This window comes from Streptococcus pseudopneumoniae, assembly GCF_001074565.1.
Classification (GTDB): Bacteria; Bacillota; Bacilli; order Lactobacillales; family Streptococcaceae; genus Streptococcus; species Streptococcus pseudopneumoniae_J.
In genome coordinates this window covers 42,155-60,645 of record NZ_JUQX01000003.1, presented here as the reverse complement: position 1 = coordinate 60,645, position 18,491 = coordinate 42,155, and the positions used below count along the sequence as shown (strand labels likewise).

The window sequence follows — 18,491 nt, the reverse complement described above, 5'->3', positions numbered from 1 at the left end:
ACTATGTCCAAGAATTTGTTGAATATATCGAATATCTACATCACTATCTAGAAGCATTGTCGCAAAGCTATGTCTAAACATATGCGGTGTAATAGTTCTAGAAAAGTTATTTTGTTCAACGATTCTCTTTATTACTAAACGTACACTTTGCTCTGACAATGGTTTAAGTGAGTGTTTCCCTGGGAACAAGAAATCATTGGATTCATTTCTTGTTTTATTTATATATGTTTCTAATAAATTGAATGTTTTTTGATCTCCTAGAAATAGGATACGTTCTTTCTTCCCCTTTCCTATAATATGGAGTGTCTTATTGGAAAGATTAATGTCTTTGAGATGAATGTGGCAAAGTTCAGAAATTCTGATGCCTGTTGAAAGTAAAAGTGAAATAATTAGTAGATTTCTTTCAGCGTGTTGTTTCTGATAGTCAGTTTTATATACAATTACTTTCTGTTCTAAATATGAAAAAATACTTTTCAAAATGTCATACGGAATCGTTTTAGGCAATACTTTTTCAGTTCTAAATTGAAAGCGCAATTGATTGAAGGGATTCTCTTCAATTATGTTCTGGTATTTTAGATAGTTATAAAACACCTTGATACAAGCAATTTTTCTTCTTAATGTATTCGTTTTTATGTTAGATTGTGTCAAGTGTTCAATATAGGATTCGACATTATCATAGTCTGAGTTATAGAATTGCATAAGATCATTCTTATAAGCGCGAATCGTGTGTGAACTCAAACGCTTATGAGCTTTGCAATAATCTAAGTAAGTAGAAATAAGTTTATAATCCATAAAAATCTCCTTTATCAATAATCATGCTATTATAAAACTATTTGAGTGTTTTGTATAGTGATAATAAATAGTTATCGATAGGAGAAGTCAGTGTATAAAATTAATAAATTTGAAGATGAAATCTATCAAAAGTTAAATGAAATCTTGATTAATATAACATGATATGATACAATAAAAGAAAGTTTAAGATTATTTTAATTTAGTAGTGATATTAATTTTTATATGAGGAGTTATTTTTTATGACTAATGACTTAATGAATAAAAATGTGAAGAGTTTACCCGGTGATTCATTCATTGGCTTTGAAAGTTACTTAGCGAGTTATGGATTACCTACTGAGAATGTTATTGCTTCCGAGGGAGAGCGAAAGATGATGCAAGAGCTACTTCCTCAGGTTTTAAAGGAGATACCTGAGGAAGCAAAAAGTGATGCTAGATATCTTTCAAAATTTGTTGCAGGGGCAGCAGTGGGTTTGTATGATGCCTCATTGAATTTTGTTTGGAATGAAGTGATGACCAAGATTTACCAAAAAATAATTCATTATGGTGTTGAAATATTTTTTAACTCAGCAGTTAGTGAATCTGATAGAGGGTTATTTAAGACGGAAGAAGATTTGCCACATCTAAAAGATCGTGTAGTTTTAGACCATTGTAAAAAATTAGGCTTGATATCACAAGCACTATATTTACGACTTTCTCACATTTTAGATATGCGAAATCATGTTGGTGCTTCGCACCCAAATGATGATCAAATTCGGACTATTGAACTATTGGGGTGGTTACAGACTTGCGTAGATAATGTTATCTCTGAAAAAATAAACCATCATGCAATAACAGTAAAAAGTATTATTGATAACACCAAGAGTAGAGAGTCTACTTTTTCACCTATTGACTTAGAGCAATTTGAAGTTAGTATAAGAGAGCTATCTTCTCAATTTATTGAAAATCTAACTAATACACTTTTTGGAATATTTGTTTCTAAAAATTATGAAGGAAAGCAGGTAGTTTTAAATAACTTTTTATCTCTGTCCATGATAAGCTGGAAGTATACGTCAGATAGTTTTAAATATGGTTTGGGAGAAAAACTAGATGTTTTTAGATCTCAATTGGATGAATATAAAATAAATCAGTCTGAGTTATTTTTTGAAAAGGTAGATGGAAAAAAATATTATTCAACAGACCATAAAGCGATTCAACTTTCAGTAAAATGTGAACAGTTGAGAAATGCTCATTTTAATTGGGATAATTACGCTAATGAGACTCCGATTGCAAGAGAGATATTAGAATTAGTTCCGAGTTCATCAGATATTCCTGAAATAAGGAAAGATATATTAGTAGAAACGTTTTTAATTTGTAGAATTGGTAAGAATGTTTCATATCAAAATGGAGTATCACCTGGAGGAAGATTATATTATGATAAGTTCTTTCAAAATTCTGATGAAGATATAATAAAACGGGTATTGATTTTATTAAGTGAAGGTAATATTAATATTTATAGTAAAATCCAAAATAGTAATCTATTAGAGGTATTAAAATTAATACCTAAATCGATGATAGGAGCGCAATATATAGAAATACTAGAAAAATTAATAATTTTTCTTGATGATGGTAAAGATGCTATAAATTTCTTTAACACTAAAGAATTTAAACAATTTAAAAGAAATTTCCTTTCTTAATATTTTTCTTTGAGAGCTTCGGCTCTCTTTTTTCTTTCTCCGTTTTTCTGTGATAATTTTTTCAATTCTGTCTTGCTATTCTTATCTTATTACTTAAAAAAATCAATTCTTGATTATTAAAGAGGGGTTTGGGGGCGTGCCACCATAGTTTCTTATCGTTGGCTGGCAAAACTGAGAAGGTTTTTATCGGCTGGCGATATGGTTTTTGGGATATTGTGGACACAATATCTGAGCTCGCAAAAGCCGAAAAATAACCTTTTGAGGCTTTTAGGAAGCACCCGTATCCCATACGGTATCGGGGATAACCCGATAGAGGCAAGTAGAGAAGGAGTATGACAAGATGACAGACCAATACCGCATTATCCGTAAGGAAATCAATCTGACACCAGAGGAGCTGGAACAGATTCAGAAGCTGATGAAACAGGAACATGTAGAGCAATTTTCTCCCTTTGTTCGTCAAAAGTTACTTGATGCAATCGAGGGAAGAAAGTCAATGACGGATTGGTTTACCCTCTGGCAATACCAAAAGATTGAACAAATCAGCCGAGATATTTTACAGGTGACTATCTTGGCTGAACAAAGCCACCAAGTCACGGCAGAGCACCTACGGATTATCTTGACCTGCGTACAGGAGCTAATAGCAGAGGTTAACCAGACTATCCCACTCAGTCAAGACTTTCGGGACAAGTACATGGGAGGTTAGGGATGGAAAATCGTTACCGAACTAATCTTAAAAAAGTTTTTCTGACAGACCAGGAACTTGCGACCTTGTACGACCGTATCGGACATAGTCGCTGTAAAAATTTCTCTGCTTATGCTAGAAAAGTTTTGCTTAACCCTAACATGACCTTCCTAACCATTGACACCAGCAACTATGAAGATCTGGTCTTTGAACTGAAACGTATCGGAAACAACCTTAATCAAATTGCACGGACGGTCAATCAGACTCACATCTTAAAACCATGTGACCGTGAGTTGTTGGTACAGGGCATTGGTCAATTGATTAAAGAAGTTGAAAGTGACTTTAATATTAAATGTCAGCAACTGAAGGAGTTTTATGGTAGTCACTAAGCACTTTGCGGTTCACAGCACCAAGTATCGCAAGAGCCTCATCAAGTATATTCTCAATCCTGAAAAGACGGAGCAGTTGAAGTTGGTTTCTGATTTTGGCATGAGGAACTATTTGGTTTTTCCTAGTTATGAGGAGATGGTGGATATGTATGAGGCCAACTTAACTAACAATGACAGGCTCTACGATTCCAGAAACGACCGCCAACAGGTCAAACAAACTAAAATCCATGCCCATCACTTGATCCAGTCTTTCTCGCCTGATGATAAGCTGACACCAGAGGAAATCAACCGCATTGGCTACGAGACCATCAAGGAACTGACAGGTGGAAACTTTCGTTTTATCGTGACAACACACACAGATAGAAACCATGTGCATAATCATATCCTGATAAACTCTGTTGACCTCAATTCTGACAGGAAGCTCAAATGGGATTACGCTCAAGAGAGAAACCTTCGCATGATTTCTGACCGCTTGGCCAAGGAAGCAGGAGCAACGATTATCCAGCCTAACCGTTATTCGCACGAGAAGTTTGAGGCTTACCGCAAGACCAATCATAAGTTTGAACTCAAGCAACGGCTTTATTTTCTCATGAAACACAGCAAAAACTTTGAGGACTTTTTGGCCAAGGCTCCTGCTCTAAACGTGGAGATGGATTTTTCCCACAAGCACGCCAGATTCCTCATGACTGACCGAGAGATGAAACAGGTCATTCGCGGTAAGCAGCTGGATAAGAGACAGCCCTACACCGAGGACTATTTCCGAGAGCAGTTTGCGACACGAGCCATTGAGCAGCGATTGGATTTTCTTTTGCCTAGAGCCCGTGACCTCTCTCATCTTTTGGAAATGGCAGAGCAGTTAAACCTGACAATCTCCCTGAAGAAAAAGCATGTGACCTTTACCTTGACTGAGAACAGTCGAACCATTTCTATAGAGAATAAAAAGGTCAGTACGAAAAATTTGTACGATGTCCAGTTTTTTGAGGATTATTTTGACCAAAGAGAAAGCATAACAGAGTCTGACTTGACTAACTTTGTCTATGATTTGAAGACTTATCAAGAAGATCAGGACAAGGATAAACTCTCAAGTGAGGAACTCCTAACAGCCTACAAGGAGTTCAAAGAGAAACATGACCAGATTCAGGAGTTTGAAGTTGTCCTAGCAGAGTATCAGATTGATAAGGTGGTCAAGGAAGGTCTTTTCATCAAGATGAATTACGGTGTCAAAAAAGACGGCTTGGTCTTTATCCCAAACCGAAACTTGGATATTCATGAGAACGAACAAGACAAGTCATACCATGTCTTTATACGAGAGACCGCCCAGTTTTTCATCTTTAACAAAGAAAGTTCAGACCTCAATCGTTACATGAGAGGGCGTGAACTAATCCGTCAACTTACTCACGACAGCACGCATATCCCTAAACGTAGGCGGCCAACCATTGCCAACCTCAAAGAGAAAATCGCAGAGGTGAATCTTCTTATCGAATTAGACCTTAACAATCAGTCTTACCAGGAAATCAAAGATGAGTTAATCAAGGAAATCGCCCAGCTGGATTTGATCATTACAGATTTGCAGGATAAGGTTGCTCATCTAAACAAGGTAGCAGAGGTCTTAATCAATCTTAACAACTTAGACCTAGAAAATAGAAGACTGGCAAAATATGACTATGCCAAGATGAACCTGACTTCAGCTATCAAACTGGAGCAGGTGGAGAAAGAAATCGAAGAAAATCAAAAATTTATGACTAAATGGATAGATGATTACGAATATAAGGTTAGGAGATTAGAGAATTTTATCAATATACTTGATAATACAAGAAATCAAAATGTTACCAAATTAGAACGGGAAACAAAATCAGTATAGTTATTTGAGATACCATGGAAAAATTATAAGGCTGATAGTATTAATATCACTATCAGCCTTACAGGTTATTTAATGTTTAAGTAGCACTCCAATATCAAGATAAACTAAACAGCATCTAGTTCCTTCAAATAATTTTCTATCTTCATCAGCATTAAAGGATTGTTATAAATCTTGCATAGCTCTCTTGCTTCTATATAATAATTTTTGACTTGTTCTTTGTCTAGAAATTTGGCTCCAGCATTTCCTACAAGAATAAGTAGGGGAGCTAGTTGGTAGCTTGTCTGTCTTTGTTTACAGAGTTCAATAGTCTCAAGAGCTTCTTGGATGGCTTCGTTATATTTTTCCTTTGACACTAGGTAGTGCGCGTAGTTGTAACGAACTCTGATGTAGCCAAATAAAAACTCTTGATGCTCAAAATTTTTTGTCTGATATAACTCCATTAAATGAGAGTAGTTTGCCTCATATTCTTGTTCACGACCCACTAAGGAATAGAAATTAGATAGAGTATTCAATGCCTTTAAATAAATCAGAGTATTTGAGGAGACTTTTAATAATAAATTTTCCAATGAAGAAATAGCCTCACACTTACTGTCATATTGATAGAAGTCAATAATAGCTTTAATCCATTCAAGGTAAGTTCGGTCTTCTAGTGTTAGAAAAGTACTTCGTTCAATCTCTATTCGATAAATATATTCCAAATCGTCATAATTTCTGTCATCTAATAGTCGAGCAGATAACTGCTTGAAATTAGAGAGGTTAGATTTAATTTCAATTTGTTCATTAAAAAAATAATCTAATGGTACTTCAAGTCGTTGTGAGAGTTTGAACAAAAGGTCTGCGGAGGGAATGAAATGCCCTCTCTCAATTTTACTAATCTGGCTTTGTTCACAAATTCCTTCTGCAAGAGTTTGTTGGGAGAGTCTCAACTCTTTTCTTTTCAATCTGAATTTCTCTGCGAGTGTATTCATTAAAGATAATAAACCTTCCTATTTGCTTAATTTCATTATAAAATTTTTAGTTCAAAATAGCAAGTCAAAGGAATGAATAATTCTTTATGGTAATAAAAAAAAAAAAAAGTTCAAAATGTAATAAAAATGATTGACTAAATAATATATATGTGTTAGAATAAAAACAAGGAAACAGAAAGGGGTTTCATTGCATGAGAAAAAAACGTGGAATTAAAAAATTAGTTACATTTGCATTACTAGGTGTTTTTATGTTTAGTAATACAATTCCTTACCAACAGTTTATTCAGAAGAATAAACAATTGGAGATTCGAGTGCAATCACAAAAGAAGTCCAATGGTCTTGATGTTGGGAAGGCTGATTAATTATTTGGGATAGGAGTGCATACATTTTTACATATTAGGAGGGATTATAATGAATAATATTGTTGGTTTATATACTACTATTGATGATATCGGAAATCATGAGCGTCACTACACAAAAATTGGTGATTTCCAAAAAGGAAACAATCCTTGTATTGTAAGGTATGTCTCAGGCAGTGATGCAACTGTGAGATATCAAGATGAGGTTTATTCGCTTGAAGCAGGGATGATTCTTGGTGCGGATGCCCTAGTTGATACAAATAATTCATTTGTTGAGATTACTGACTCATATGAAAATATTTATAGACTTGCACCTGAAAGTCAATTCTGTTTAGAAATGACAGTTAAGGGAGTAATTCCAGTTCATTTTGGACATGTTCATGTTATTCCTTCTTATCAGACAATTGAAGCAGGAGCTAAATATAGAACAAGTTGTTATACAGGTCATAATCAAGTTACTATTGAAATGGTTGCGAATAATATAGATGTATATTATTCATATGATAAACCCGTTGAAGTATTTGAGTTTGATGAGTTAGGAAATAAATTTACTTTGTTTACTTTGGCACCGTATCAGAAATGTATTCTTCAAGACCAAGGTGGTAGTATGCGAGATAGATACCATGTTTTAGAACAATCTAACTTGGAAAATAGTGAAGTCATAAGATTGTATGAAACTTATTGTATGCCATTTAATTGGAGATTACAAGCTGAAGAGGTGCAACTAAGTGCACAAGCTAATTAGTATTGTGTTGTTGTATTCTGGCTAAACGCTTAGAAATTAAAGTATGCACTTATATAATTTGGGCTAGAGTTTATTCTAGCCTAAAATTTTATTAAAAGGTAGTTTGAACATGGAAAAAATATTTAACTATTTAAATTTATATCTAAAAAGTTTGAATTTTGTGTGGAAAACATCAAAGTCTATAATGTTGTGGATGATTTTAATGGTTCCTATACAATCTATTCTTCCTTCTATCAGTATTTTTATTACTAACATAGTTGTCAATAAAATATCCTCTTTGAATTCCATAAATCTTACTATGCTTATTGCGGTTTGGGGGGGATCTTTCTTTCTTAACAATCTAATATCCCCACTGCTCGTGATGATACAAGGTCGCATGACTGATTTATTGACGTATCAATTAAATACGGAGTTGATGCGTAAATCAGAGAGATTACAGAATATTAGTTATTTTGAAGATAGCGAATTCTATAACGATATACAGTTGCTTAGTTCAGAAGCAAGTTGGCGTCCAGTAAATTTATTAGTATTTGGAACTAGCCTTATCTCCAATGCAATTGTATTTGCTTCTATGCTGTTAATGGTTAGCTCTGTGAATATACTAGTAAGTTTACTACTGTTTGTTGTATTGATTCCACAAGGTATCATAGCTTATAGAATCCAGCAACAGGCATTTGAAACACTTGTGTCTAATAGTGAAGAATCTCGTAAGTTAGATTATTATAGTCAGGTTCTTTTGAGTAACAATCACATTAAAGATATTCGGCTTTATAATTTATATTTCTTTTTTATTACAAAATATACAGATGTATTTACATCAATAACTGACAAGCTCCAAGTTGATCGGAGAAAAAAATTTACCAATTCAGCTTTATTTATAACTCTTAATAGTATCGTCATAATTTTAATGTTTGGATATGTTATTATTCAAATCAAAAAAGGTGTTTTAGATTTAGGTGTTATTTTTGTGTTTTCTACTAGTATTATCTACTCAATAAATAGTATGGCTAGACTTGTAGAAGATAGTTCACTCCTCTATGACACTCTCCTCTACATGGAAAACTTTTTTAAGTTTATTGAAATTGAAGATGAGCTAAGTACAGAAGTACCAATTACTAAAACTGAAAATAATTTTGGTGATGATATCATAGAATTTAGAAATGTTAACTTTTCTTATTCAAACAATTCTGATTTGGTATTAAGTAACGTTAGCTTTAAAATAGCTGAGGGAGAGAAAATTGCAATAGTTGGGGAAAATGGAGCTGGAAAAACGACTCTAGTCAAATTGCTATGTGCTTTCTATCCTAACTATTCGGGTGATATAATAGTAAACAATAAGTCACTTAGAGAATATGAATTGACAGATTATAGAAAGCAGATTACTTCAATTTTCCAAGATTTTTCTAAATTTGATATTTCATTAAGAGAGAATGTTGCACTGTCCGATTTATCTAGGATATTTAAAAATGAAGATATAACTAAAGCGCTTGATAAAGGTCGGTTTAATATGAAAGATATGTCATTAGACCAAGTTTTGGGAAGAAAATTTGATGGTGGGAAAGAATTATCTGGCGGGGAGTGGCAGAAAGTTGCACTGTCCAGAGCGTTTTTTTCAAATGCACCAATCTTAATATTAGATGAGCCGACGGCATCAATTGATGCCAAAGCAGAATATGAATTATTTCAAGATTTTCTGCAATTGACACAAGGAAAAACTGTTTTCTATATTACTCACAGACTTGCGAGTGTAAAATTTGCTGATAAAATTTTGGTGTTAAAATCCGGTGTAATTCATTCATTCGGAACTCATAATGAGTTAATGAATAAGGATGAGTATTATAGAAAATTGTATAAAATGCAATCGTCAATGTACGCTGAAGAATAGTTTGAAATATAGGAGCTGATATGGAAGTTCTCCGCATGAAAAATATCGAAAAACAAATTAATTCACGACATATCCTTCAAATACCTGAGTTAATTCTTCATCATGGTGAACGGATAGGCATTGTGGGGAGTAATGGTGTAGGAAAAACAACTTTGCTAAGAATGATTATCCAGGAAGATATTGATTACAAAGGTATGATAACAGTGAATGGAGATATTGCTTATGTTCCTCAAGTTAAGGAGATTAGAGATGGATCAGGAGGAGAGATTTCTTTAAAGTTATTAAAGGAGGCCTTTTCTTCAAGATCCTCTATACTAATTTTAGATGAGCCGACATCTCATTTGGATCAGCATAATGTTCAATGGTTAATTCATAGAATATCGAAATTTGATGGTACAATAATTTTGGTTAGTCACGATCGTTTTTTACTAGACAATATTATAGAAAAAATTGTTTTCATTGAAAGGAGTCAAATAGGAGTTTTCAAAGGAAATTTTACGGAATTTGAAAATGAAAGAAATCAAATAGAAGAGCAATGTTGGAAAAATATTGCTCAATATAACAATGAGGTGGCTAGGTTAACTAAAGAATTAGAAAATAAAAAGATAAGATCAAAAAAAATTAGTAAGAAAAGTTCTAATAGAATCAGCAACTCAGACTGGAAAGCGCGTTCAAAAATGGGGAGCTACGATAGTCAAGAAAAAGCCATGGCCAAATCAGCCAAAGCTATTGAAAAAAGATTAAGTAGATTGACTGCACCTTCCCGACCTTCACCTAAAACACAAATTAAGTTTAAAACAATAAGCTCCACATTAGAGTATTCTTCTAATACAATGATCGAATTAAAAGAAAGCAAGCTAAGTACAAATTTTATAGATCTTTATATACCTCAAATAAAAATGAGGTTTGGAGAAAAATGGTTGTTAACTGGAAGAAATAAATCTGGAAAGACTACATTATTAAAAAGTATAGTAAATCAAGAAATAGATGGATATTTTTCAAAAGGTTTAAAAATTGGGTATTTTAGTCAAGAATTAAATACACTAGACCAAGATAAAACACTCTTTGATAATATATATGAAACAAGTAGTCATAATAAACAATTAATTATAAACTTTCTTGCAATGCTAGATTTAAAATTTGATAAAATATTTGTTCCGTTTGGCAAGCTCTCTGGGGGTGAGCAAGTTAAAGGCCAACTTGCATCAGTCCTTCTGAGCGATTCAAATTTTCTTATTTTAGATGAACCAACAAACTTTCTTGATATTACCTCACTTAATGCACTAGAAAAATTCTTATTAAGTTATCCAGGTTCGATACTTTTGGTTTGTCATGACACATATTTTCAAGAAAGATTACATTTTAAAAAGTTATGCATTCTAAATAACAACTTGCTTCTAGAGGATTACTTTGAAGATTGATTGAGTAAGCTAAATAGGTGAACCATTTTATTTTTTGATAGCTAATCAATATCCATGATGTAAAAAGCAGCGTAAAATCGTTGCTTTTTTTCTTTGTACGACTTATCCCGTGAGGTCTCATGGGAGTAAATAAGACGTAGTAACAACTAATCATAAGAAGTACCCTCGCCTATTGTCGTTATCAACTTATTCTTCGTTGAACAACAATGGCTGGGGCAGGCTCTCAGCCGAAGCCATAGTAGTGATGAAATTTCTGTAATGGAAATGGAGCGAAGGACTGAATATTTCAACAGTCAGGGGAGTGACTGTTGAAAGTTTGACACTGGAAATACAGGCTGTCGAACCGAAGTATACCTACTTCACTTGTGTCTGTAAAAGAACGGTCTGATAGAACTGGAGGCGGTCACGTATTGACTAGAAGAAAGTTCGCCAATATAAGATATCCTACAGACACCTAAACAAGAAAGGAATACACACATGTCACAGTTACTAGATAATATCCTATCTCGTTCAAATATGTTGGATGCTTACAATCAAGTTAGAGCTAACAAAGGTTCAGCAGGAATTGACGGCGTAACCATTGACGAAATAGATGACTATCTCCGCAAACACTGGCGTTCAACTAAAGAACTCATAAAGCAGAGGAAGTACAAGCCTCAGCCAGTTTTACGAGTTGAAATTCCCAAAGCTAACGGCGGAGTTCGTCAGCTAGGTATCCCAACGGTTATGGATAGAATGATACAACAAGCTATTGTCCAAGTCATTACTCGATTGTACTGTTAGATTATAATATTTTAGTCTAGTCATAGAGTTCCTTAGTTAACGTGATATTAAGACCATCTTTTCTAAAAACCGGCGGTAAAATAACCTGATTTTTCACTCTTAATAATGAAGACAAAAAATTGAGAGTTTTTATGAAAAAGCGTGCACCTCCGATTCTCCTCTAATACTTCAATCAAGAATAAGAAGGAGGAAAAGTATGGTTTATTTTATACATGTTAATAACATAAAGATCCCTGTTTCTGATCTTGCGTTATGATACATCTTGATTGACATATTCTACCTTCTTATCTAAGAGTTTCCTTGAGATAGCATAGCAAGTTTGTCACTCTACTGAGATCAGAATAGAAGGTTTACTGACCATATTTTAAGCAATAACAGATTCTAGTTCACAATATCAGAAACGTATCCAATTATTAATTTATTCTACTCCATCATAAATTTGTATCACCTAGTTGTTTTTAGGAGATATAGTCTTGGTAGATTTATTAAAAAGTTGTACAACACTAGGTAATTTAATAAACTTTTCTTGATGCATATAGTCATAAATCATCTTGATTTAAGAAACAACTGAATCAAAATGTTGGAATTTATAAGTGTGAATAAAAGTTTTCATACTATATCCCCTTGGTTTTTTTCTTCACTTATGTGAACTCTGTCAGAAAGTCAGGCTAAATCTTATTTAGTTACAAGTAATAGCTAGCTTCTATAGAATGATAATGAAAATTCTAGATTGGATTTGCATAATACTGTTATCAGTAGATCTTCTATCATTGATTTGTTTCACCGGTGTTACAGAATCTAGATTAGTTTTACAAGTAAAAATAGAACGTTTTCTATCCTAACGACGAGCAGTATAAGCAGTTTTTTCCTTTGTTTAAATAAAACTAAAATTTAGTATTGTTCAGCTTCAGAGAAGTGCTTGTATGATTGATTTGTGAACATTTTCCTATAATTTTGTAATATTTTTGAGACTATAATATATTAGACAAACATGTCTTTTGTGTTTCACTTTATTTTACAATAAGACTAATTTTTGAAAGTCAGTAATTTTAAATAGTTGATAAAATCTTTGCTCTCAGACGGTTAATAGATATGCTTATGAGAAGTGTTTAATAAATTAATTTTAGTTCAAAATGTCCAGTTTGGACACTTTGAAAGATTTCTTAGTTTTATATATTATACTTTTCTCAGGAGAAAGCTAGATGTACAGACGTTTGAGAGATTTGAGGGAAGATCACGATTTGACCCAAAAACAAATAGCTAAAATACTTTCGTTTACAAACTCAGCTTATGCTAAAATTGAACGGGGTGAGCATGCCTTGACGGCAGATGTATTGGTAACTCTCTCAAACTTTTACGATGTCAGTACAGACTATCTATTGGGATTGACAGATTTTCCTGATAAAATTCGCTTTAGAAAATAATCTCCTCAATTTCATAGAGTGTGAAAATGAGGAGATTTTTTATTTGTTCTTTGACAATTGAATAGTCCAAAATGGTACTTTCCTCATTTGTGGAGCAGATTTGAATGGCTCGCCATGACAAGAGCGATTTTAAAACCATCAATAAAATAGAGCGATACTTTATATGCCATGATACAAATGATATACAATGATACTTCTGACCGTTCAGGCTGCCACCGTAAAAGAGCAGCAAGTGAAATTCTTATGATGACTTCATCAGTCATGCCATGGAGGTGAAAAAATCTAAGAAAGGAAGTAGTAAAATCATGGAAACAGTAAACTATAAAGATTTAGTTGCGATTGGTTTTCCAGAGCACACATCGAGAAATATTATTAGACAAGCAAAAAAAATTGCTGTAAAAAAGTTTGAAGAAGCTAGAAAAAATGATAAGAATGCGGTACAATTAGGATGTTCACCTTTCGATAATAAAAGGTTAGGCATTGCTCCTAAAAATATTGTAGAAAATTTAATTGGTATTTCTTTTTCAGATATAGAAGGTGAGAAAAATGGTTATATCAAAGACAAAGAAATATAAAGGTGTATACAAAGATTCAAAAGGAAAAATTTATTTTCAAATTGAATTAGGAGTTGATTCAATAACTGGGAAAAGAATTCAAAAGAAAGGAAGGAAAAATCAACAGGGACTACCGTTTAATTCTTTTAAGGAAGCATATGAAGAGATACTTCGTTTAAAACATGAATTTGTGAACTCTACTATTAATAATAGTTTTCTAACTTTTAGAGAGTTTATGGAAGAGATTTATTTAAAATATTATCAACAAAAAGTTCAATTTGTAACTTATCAGACCGCTTTACCACATCATCAGTTATTTATTAAGCAATTTGGTAGTAAAAAATTATCAGATATTAGTACTATTGACTGTGAAAGATTTCGCTTAGCTATTATAGACAAGTATTCTAGTAATTATGCTAAAAATATGTGGTCTAGATTTAAAGCATGTCTGGGATATGCAGAAAGATTGGGTTATATTGATAGAGTTCCTTTTAAAGGATTAGATAATCCTAGAGGAAAGCACCCTGATACAAAATTTTGGACATTTGATGAATTTAAGAAGGTAATAAACTCTTTTGATATTAGTGAGTATGAGGGACTCCATAATTACATGACGATCTGGTTATATTTTATGACTGGTTTAAGAGTTAGTGAGGGTATTGCTCTTAAATGGGAAGATATTGATTTTGAACGTAAATGGATTCATGTTCATTCGACAATTGAGAAAGATAAAAACGGTGTATGGTATGCTAAACAACAAACAAAGACAGTAGCAGGGAATCGTAAAATTGATTTAGATGATTTTACGATTACAATACTTAAAAAATGGCGAGAAGTTCAAATCAAGAATGATGATAAAGATTATGTAATATCACGTTTTGGTGCCCCCTTGTGTAAGTCTACAATTTCTAGGATAATAAAAAGGCATGCTAAGATTACTGGTGTACCAGAAATTACGGGGAAAGGTTTAAGACATAGTCATGCCTCCTACCTTATAAATGTATTACATAAGGATACCTTATATGTTTCATATCGATTAGGACATGCTGATAAGTCAACCACGTTGAATACATATAGTCACTGGTATTATTCAGGTGATTCAACAATTTCAGAAGAGATTACAAACAGTTTAGATAATCTTGGATTATCAATTTACCTACCAAGTTCCTGCCAAAGTTGAAAATGGAGGAATTAACCCACTAATACTGGGAGAAAATAAGATTAGCAAATTGTTACTCTTAAATAATAGAGCAACTACATTAGTAGCTTAAAAACATGAATAAACCGCTATTCTTAGGAGTAGCGGTTTTTTATATTTTTATAAAGTATTGTCCAGAAATGATGATTTATATGTATGGGTTGCCTTTTCAATAAATGGATTATATAATAGAACTATAGTTAGAGAAGATTGGTCTGAACATTTTTATAAAGAAAAGGAGAAAAGATGGCATTAAATTTGTTTGATGTTATTCGTTATGAAGGTGAGGAAACAAGGAATATACTTGCTTGGAGACATCCTAAAACGAATATTAAGATGGGGGCAACTGTAATTGTAAATCCTGGTCAGCGTGCTGTGTTTTTTTCAAATGGAAGAGCAGTAGCTATTTATGATGCTGGTAAACATAAGATTGAAGGAAATGATATTCAGACAGCTTCAGGAATAAAAAACTTTCTAAGTGGAGCTACTTCATCTGACTCATCATTTTTGTGGTTTGTAAACATGTATGATTTACAACCGATTGGGTGGGGAACTTCTTCTCCTATAATGGTTCGAGATCCAGAAAGTGATATTCCTGTTGAATTGAAAATACATGGGAATTTCATTCCTCGAATTGTAAAGTTGGAAGCTTTTATACTAGAATTTATGCCAAGTCACCCTGATCTTATAACAGCTGCTATTTTACAAAACCGATTTAGACAAACTGCCAGTGGACTGATTAGTTCGGCTATTTCACAAGTAATATATAACTATAAGATTCCAATTATTGATATTGAGATGCACAGTTTTGATATAGCTGTTGGTTTGTCGGAAATTTTATCTAGCCATTTTGCTAAGTATGGAATGAGTATTGAAGAATTTAACATTGAGGCTTTAAAGGTAAATCAGAATAGCAATGGATATAGAGAAATCTTTAAATTCCACAAGCAAATTTTAGAAGCCAAAAGCAAGCAGGCTAGTCGAGATATTGAAGAGTATACTTATCAAGAAGAGAGACAATTTGATATTTTAGAAGAGGCTGCTAAAAATAATGATTCTACAGGAAACCTAATGGGAGCAGGCATGAAAATCGCTATGGGACTTGGTTTAGGAGCTAAATTTGGCAATTTGGTGGATCAGATTGAAGATAGGAATTCATTTGACAAAGATGTTAATCAGCATCAAACTGACCTCAAAGGCGAAACAGGCTTAGCTAATTTTTGTAGCCAATGTGGAACTGCTTTTTTGGAAGGTGCAAATTTCTGTTCTAATTGTGGTAATGGAAGATAGTTCGAACCTTAGGAGAAAATAATTTTTATACCAATCTAGGTTGGATACTATCTTTAACTTTTGTTTTTTTGTATTGTCACATTTATTTTTGATTTTATTTGGGAAGTCTGGGATTGCCAGAATTTCCCTTTTTCTTAGAAATCTGAAAACTAAGGTTTCTTTGTTTGTATCTTTAGATCATTCAAATTATGTAATTCCAAGTATGAAAATGTATGAATAAATACAAAGAACTATGAAAAGTACTTGGAAAGTTTTTAAGAAAGTAAGGGATTTACTTAGACAAGTTCTATGACAGGAGGATATTTTGGATGTACCAAGTATTTCGTTTATTAAGTATACTTTTTATGGGATTAACAAGTGCAACATTTTTTATTTCACTATGGACAGTAACCCTATTTCTAGAACATGGTGAGCCAATTTTCTCAATAGTGATTCCTATTATTTTTTCTTTATCAGGTTTCTTTTTGTCTTCCTTTGCATTTTATAGCTTTGGTGTTTTAGAAAATATAAAAATTAAAGTCAAAGCTTTGGATGAGATATATAATGGGAAAGCCCTTTATAGAGAATATATAGCAACTAGAGGAGAAGATAGGTGAAGCAGTATATTAAGAATAATTGGAAAAAAGGCTTTCATTGGTTAATTTCAAATATAGTAATACTCTGTTTTGTAGTTTTATCACTTGCTATCTTTTCTATAGATGATGGACCAACTATCTTTATATTGAAAAATCTTGCTTTTATAATTTTGGCAAAATCTATTGGAATTCCCATTGTGATCAGTTTTTTATTTTTATCATTTCAAAATGTTATCTTTCTACCGATTGCTTTAATTATTTTATATTTATTTCGAGATAAAATTAAAGATTCCTTTTCCTTGAAGAAATTAAAACAGAAGAATTTACTTCAAATGCTTGTTTTAATCATTTTGTCATCACTTTTTGAAATTGAAAAATCTAGGGAATGGTCTATTCGATTTCTATTTCTATTTCTTTTAGCTCCGTGGTATTTATTTAGTCTATTCTCTATATTGGTAATGACTTATTGTGAGTCTAAGAGACAAGAAGAAGTCAAGAAGCGAAATCAAATACAAGCTTTATTCACCTTATTTGAAAAGCACCAGATTAACAAAAATACCTATCCTGTTATTTGTCAATCATGTAGTGGTGAGAATCTGCTTGACCTAGGGCAAGGTAAATCATGTGATTATTGCGGTGCATGGTTATCTAGAAAGGAAATATAAATGAGACGCTATCGTTTAATCATTTCCAAGGTTGTTTATCCTGTAGTATCTTTCATATGTATTGTCTCAGGATTGAAATTTTATCAGTACATTGATAACTACATAAGATGGATTTTAGGAAAAAAAGAAGGATTACTTCACGATTTCTACTTTATGTGGCTTTTAATAGTTACAATTTTGTTTGTTTTATTTTTCCTATTTTTGATTCTATCCTCTTTTTTATTTTTAAAACAGCCACGTATGAAACAATATGACAAAGCTTTGATAACAGTTCTTAAGTTTGAAGAACAAGGTGAGGATGTTATTGAAATTAAAGGAAAAGAATTGCGAGACGAGTTATCTTATAGACTATCAGCAAAACGTGTTTATTGTCCTACTTGTCATAAACCAACAGATGGAGTGATCGGAACTAAATTAACTTGTGGAAATTGTGGTAAAACTTTTATAGTTTCTTGATTTAAGGACATTCGTAATGAAATAATCTTATCAATTTCTTTAACAATAAATTAAGATTGATTGTAGAAACATAGTAAGTTTATTTGCTACAATTAAATTTTAAAATACGAAAAGCAACAGCTAAGCAGCTGTTGCTTTTGATAACTTTTTTAACTCTTAAACAATACCTTGACAATCATAGTATTGGCTACATTTTTAAAAGTTGCTTTAGCTGTGTTAAGGGTGTTGGTCATGATGCCTTTTAGACGGTCAGAGTATATTGACATCTATTCGTCTGATGAGAGGGATTTTATCATCCAGATATTCATAGCTGAGTGGCCGGCGGCGTTAAAAAGTGGTTCTTGCAGTGATGTGAAACCATAGTGTTGATAGATGGCCACGGCCGTAGCCAGTTCAGTAGAGGTTTCTAGATAAAGTTGTTCATAACCTGCTAGGCGGGCTTCATGGAATATCCGCTTTATCAACCTGCTGGAATAACCTTTGCCACGGCTATTTTTAGTGACATACAGTTTTTGTAATTCAGCAATCTTATCGGACACAGGTGCAAAGCCACCACAGCCAATCAGTTGCCCTTCATCTTCCAGGACAAAGTAAGCTGCTCTCTCCTGCTGTTGATAGTAGTCGGCCAAATGATCTAGATGAGAATCAAAGTAGACAGTTCCTGGTTTGTCAAGCCCGAATTCTTCTAGGCTGGCTCGAATGAGCTGCGCTACAGCTAGATTGTCTCTCACTTCCATTGGCCGTAAGTTCATCATTTTCCCTCCGATAGGA

General features: G+C 33.0%; 18 protein-coding genes and 1 pseudogene. 16 read left to right on the top strand and 3 right to left on the bottom strand.

What is annotated here, in order from left to right; genetic code table 11:
• A partial coding sequence (locus ADI74_RS00855; protein ID WP_049536426.1) for a tyrosine-type recombinase/integrase occupies positions 1-792 on the bottom strand: 792 nt, incomplete at its 3' end.
• A gap of 239 nt (positions 793-1,031) precedes the next feature.
• Between ADI74_RS00855 and ADI74_RS00850 the strand changes: the two genes are divergently transcribed.
• The 4 genes from ADI74_RS00850 (at position 1,032) to ADI74_RS00835 (ending at position 5,397) form a co-directional block, all read left to right on the top strand.
• Entirely contained in the window at positions 1,032-2,465 is a 1,434-nt protein-coding gene (locus tag ADI74_RS00850; RefSeq protein ID WP_049536425.1) for a hypothetical protein, read from the top strand.
• Positions 2,466-2,805: 340 nt separating this feature from the next.
• On the top strand, positions 2,806-3,168 hold the full coding sequence (locus ADI74_RS00845; RefSeq protein WP_049536423.1) for an SAG1252 family conjugative relaxosome accessory protein: 363 nt from the start codon (positions 2,806-2,808) through the stop codon (positions 3,166-3,168).
• Positions 3,169-3,170: 2 nt separating this feature from the next.
• On the top strand, positions 3,171-3,536 hold the full coding sequence (gene mobC / locus ADI74_RS00840) for a plasmid mobilization relaxosome protein MobC (protein WP_049536421.1): 366 nt from the start codon (positions 3,171-3,173) through the stop codon (positions 3,534-3,536).
• Positions 3,523-5,397 carry an SAG1250 family conjugative relaxase gene (locus tag ADI74_RS00835; RefSeq protein ID WP_049536419.1) on the top strand — a complete coding sequence of 625 codons (1,875 nt, stop codon included), beginning with the start codon at positions 3,523-3,525 and terminating at the stop codon, positions 5,395-5,397. The genes mobC and ADI74_RS00835 overlap by 14 nt, the downstream gene beginning before the upstream one ends.
• Positions 5,398-5,501: 104 nt before the next feature.
• On the opposite strand, the gene ADI74_RS00830 is transcribed toward ADI74_RS00835, so the two are convergent.
• The gene (locus ADI74_RS00830; RefSeq protein ID WP_049536417.1) at positions 5,502-6,365 is read right to left on the bottom strand and encodes a helix-turn-helix domain-containing protein; all 864 of its coding nucleotides are present in this window, start codon (positions 6,363-6,365) and stop codon (positions 5,502-5,504) included.
• A 191-nt stretch (positions 6,366-6,556) separates the two neighbouring features.
• Here ADI74_RS00830 and ADI74_RS11380 point away from each other — a divergent pair, with 191 nt between their 5' ends.
• From ADI74_RS11380 to ADI74_RS00770, 12 genes and pseudogenes are all read left to right on the top strand, one after another.
• The gene (locus tag ADI74_RS11380; RefSeq protein WP_001227862.1) at positions 6,557-6,727 is read left to right on the top strand and encodes a PhrA family quorum-sensing system peptide; all 171 of its coding nucleotides are present in this window, start codon (positions 6,557-6,559) and stop codon (positions 6,725-6,727) included.
• Between the two features lie 49 nt (positions 6,728-6,776).
• Positions 6,777-7,469: a hypothetical protein gene (locus tag ADI74_RS00820; protein ID WP_049536414.1), complete on the top strand. Its 693-nt coding sequence runs from the start codon at positions 6,777-6,779 to the stop codon at positions 7,467-7,469.
• 109 nt (positions 7,470-7,578) lie between these two features.
• The gene (locus ADI74_RS00815; protein WP_049536413.1) at positions 7,579-9,354 is read left to right on the top strand and encodes an ABC transporter ATP-binding protein; all 1,776 of its coding nucleotides are present in this window, start codon (positions 7,579-7,581) and stop codon (positions 9,352-9,354) included.
• A 35-nt stretch (positions 9,355-9,389) separates the two neighbouring features.
• A complete protein-coding gene (locus ADI74_RS10650; protein ID WP_160312965.1) occupies positions 9,390-10,775 on the top strand; it encodes an ATP-binding cassette domain-containing protein in 1,386 nt (461 codons plus the stop codon).
• Between the two features lie 477 nt (positions 10,776-11,252).
• Positions 11,253-11,543, top strand: a pseudogene (locus tag ADI74_RS00805) (group II intron reverse transcriptase/maturase); the annotation flags it as partial.
• Positions 11,544-12,760: 1,217 nt separating this feature from the next.
• On the top strand, positions 12,761-12,982 hold the full coding sequence (locus ADI74_RS00800) for a helix-turn-helix domain-containing protein (RefSeq protein ID WP_000286248.1): 222 nt from the start codon (positions 12,761-12,763) through the stop codon (positions 12,980-12,982).
• 305 nt (positions 12,983-13,287) lie between these two features.
• Positions 13,288-13,557, top strand: coding sequence for a DUF3173 family protein (locus ADI74_RS00795; protein ID WP_000450956.1), 270 nt, complete (start codon positions 13,288-13,290; stop codon positions 13,555-13,557).
• Positions 13,529-14,716 (top strand): tyrosine-type recombinase/integrase, encoded by a 1,188-nt coding sequence (locus tag ADI74_RS00790; RefSeq protein ID WP_049536409.1) that lies wholly within the window; start codon positions 13,529-13,531, stop codon positions 14,714-14,716. The genes ADI74_RS00795 and ADI74_RS00790 overlap by 29 nt, the downstream gene beginning before the upstream one ends.
• A 264-nt stretch (positions 14,717-14,980) precedes the next feature.
• Positions 14,981-16,024, top strand: coding sequence for an SPFH domain-containing protein (locus ADI74_RS00785; protein WP_049536406.1), 1,044 nt, complete (start codon positions 14,981-14,983; stop codon positions 16,022-16,024).
• A 308-nt stretch (positions 16,025-16,332) separates the two neighbouring features.
• Positions 16,333-16,620: a hypothetical protein gene (locus ADI74_RS00780; RefSeq protein ID WP_049536404.1), complete on the top strand. Its 288-nt coding sequence runs from the start codon at positions 16,333-16,335 to the stop codon at positions 16,618-16,620.
• The gene (locus ADI74_RS00775) at positions 16,617-17,264 is read left to right on the top strand and encodes a hypothetical protein (protein WP_049536401.1); all 648 of its coding nucleotides are present in this window, start codon (positions 16,617-16,619) and stop codon (positions 17,262-17,264) included. Before ADI74_RS00780 ends, ADI74_RS00775 begins: the two co-directional genes overlap by 4 nt.
• Positions 17,265-17,720: a hypothetical protein gene (locus tag ADI74_RS00770; protein ID WP_049536399.1), complete on the top strand. Its 456-nt coding sequence runs from the start codon at positions 17,265-17,267 to the stop codon at positions 17,718-17,720. It begins immediately after the preceding gene.
• 266 nt (positions 17,721-17,986) lie between these two features.
• Here the strand turns inward: ADI74_RS00770 and ADI74_RS00765 are convergent, their stop codons facing one another.
• The gene (locus ADI74_RS00765) at positions 17,987-18,472 is read right to left on the bottom strand and encodes a GNAT family N-acetyltransferase (RefSeq protein ID WP_049536431.1); all 486 of its coding nucleotides are present in this window, start codon (positions 18,470-18,472) and stop codon (positions 17,987-17,989) included.
• Positions 18,473-18,491 lie beyond the last annotated feature (19 nt).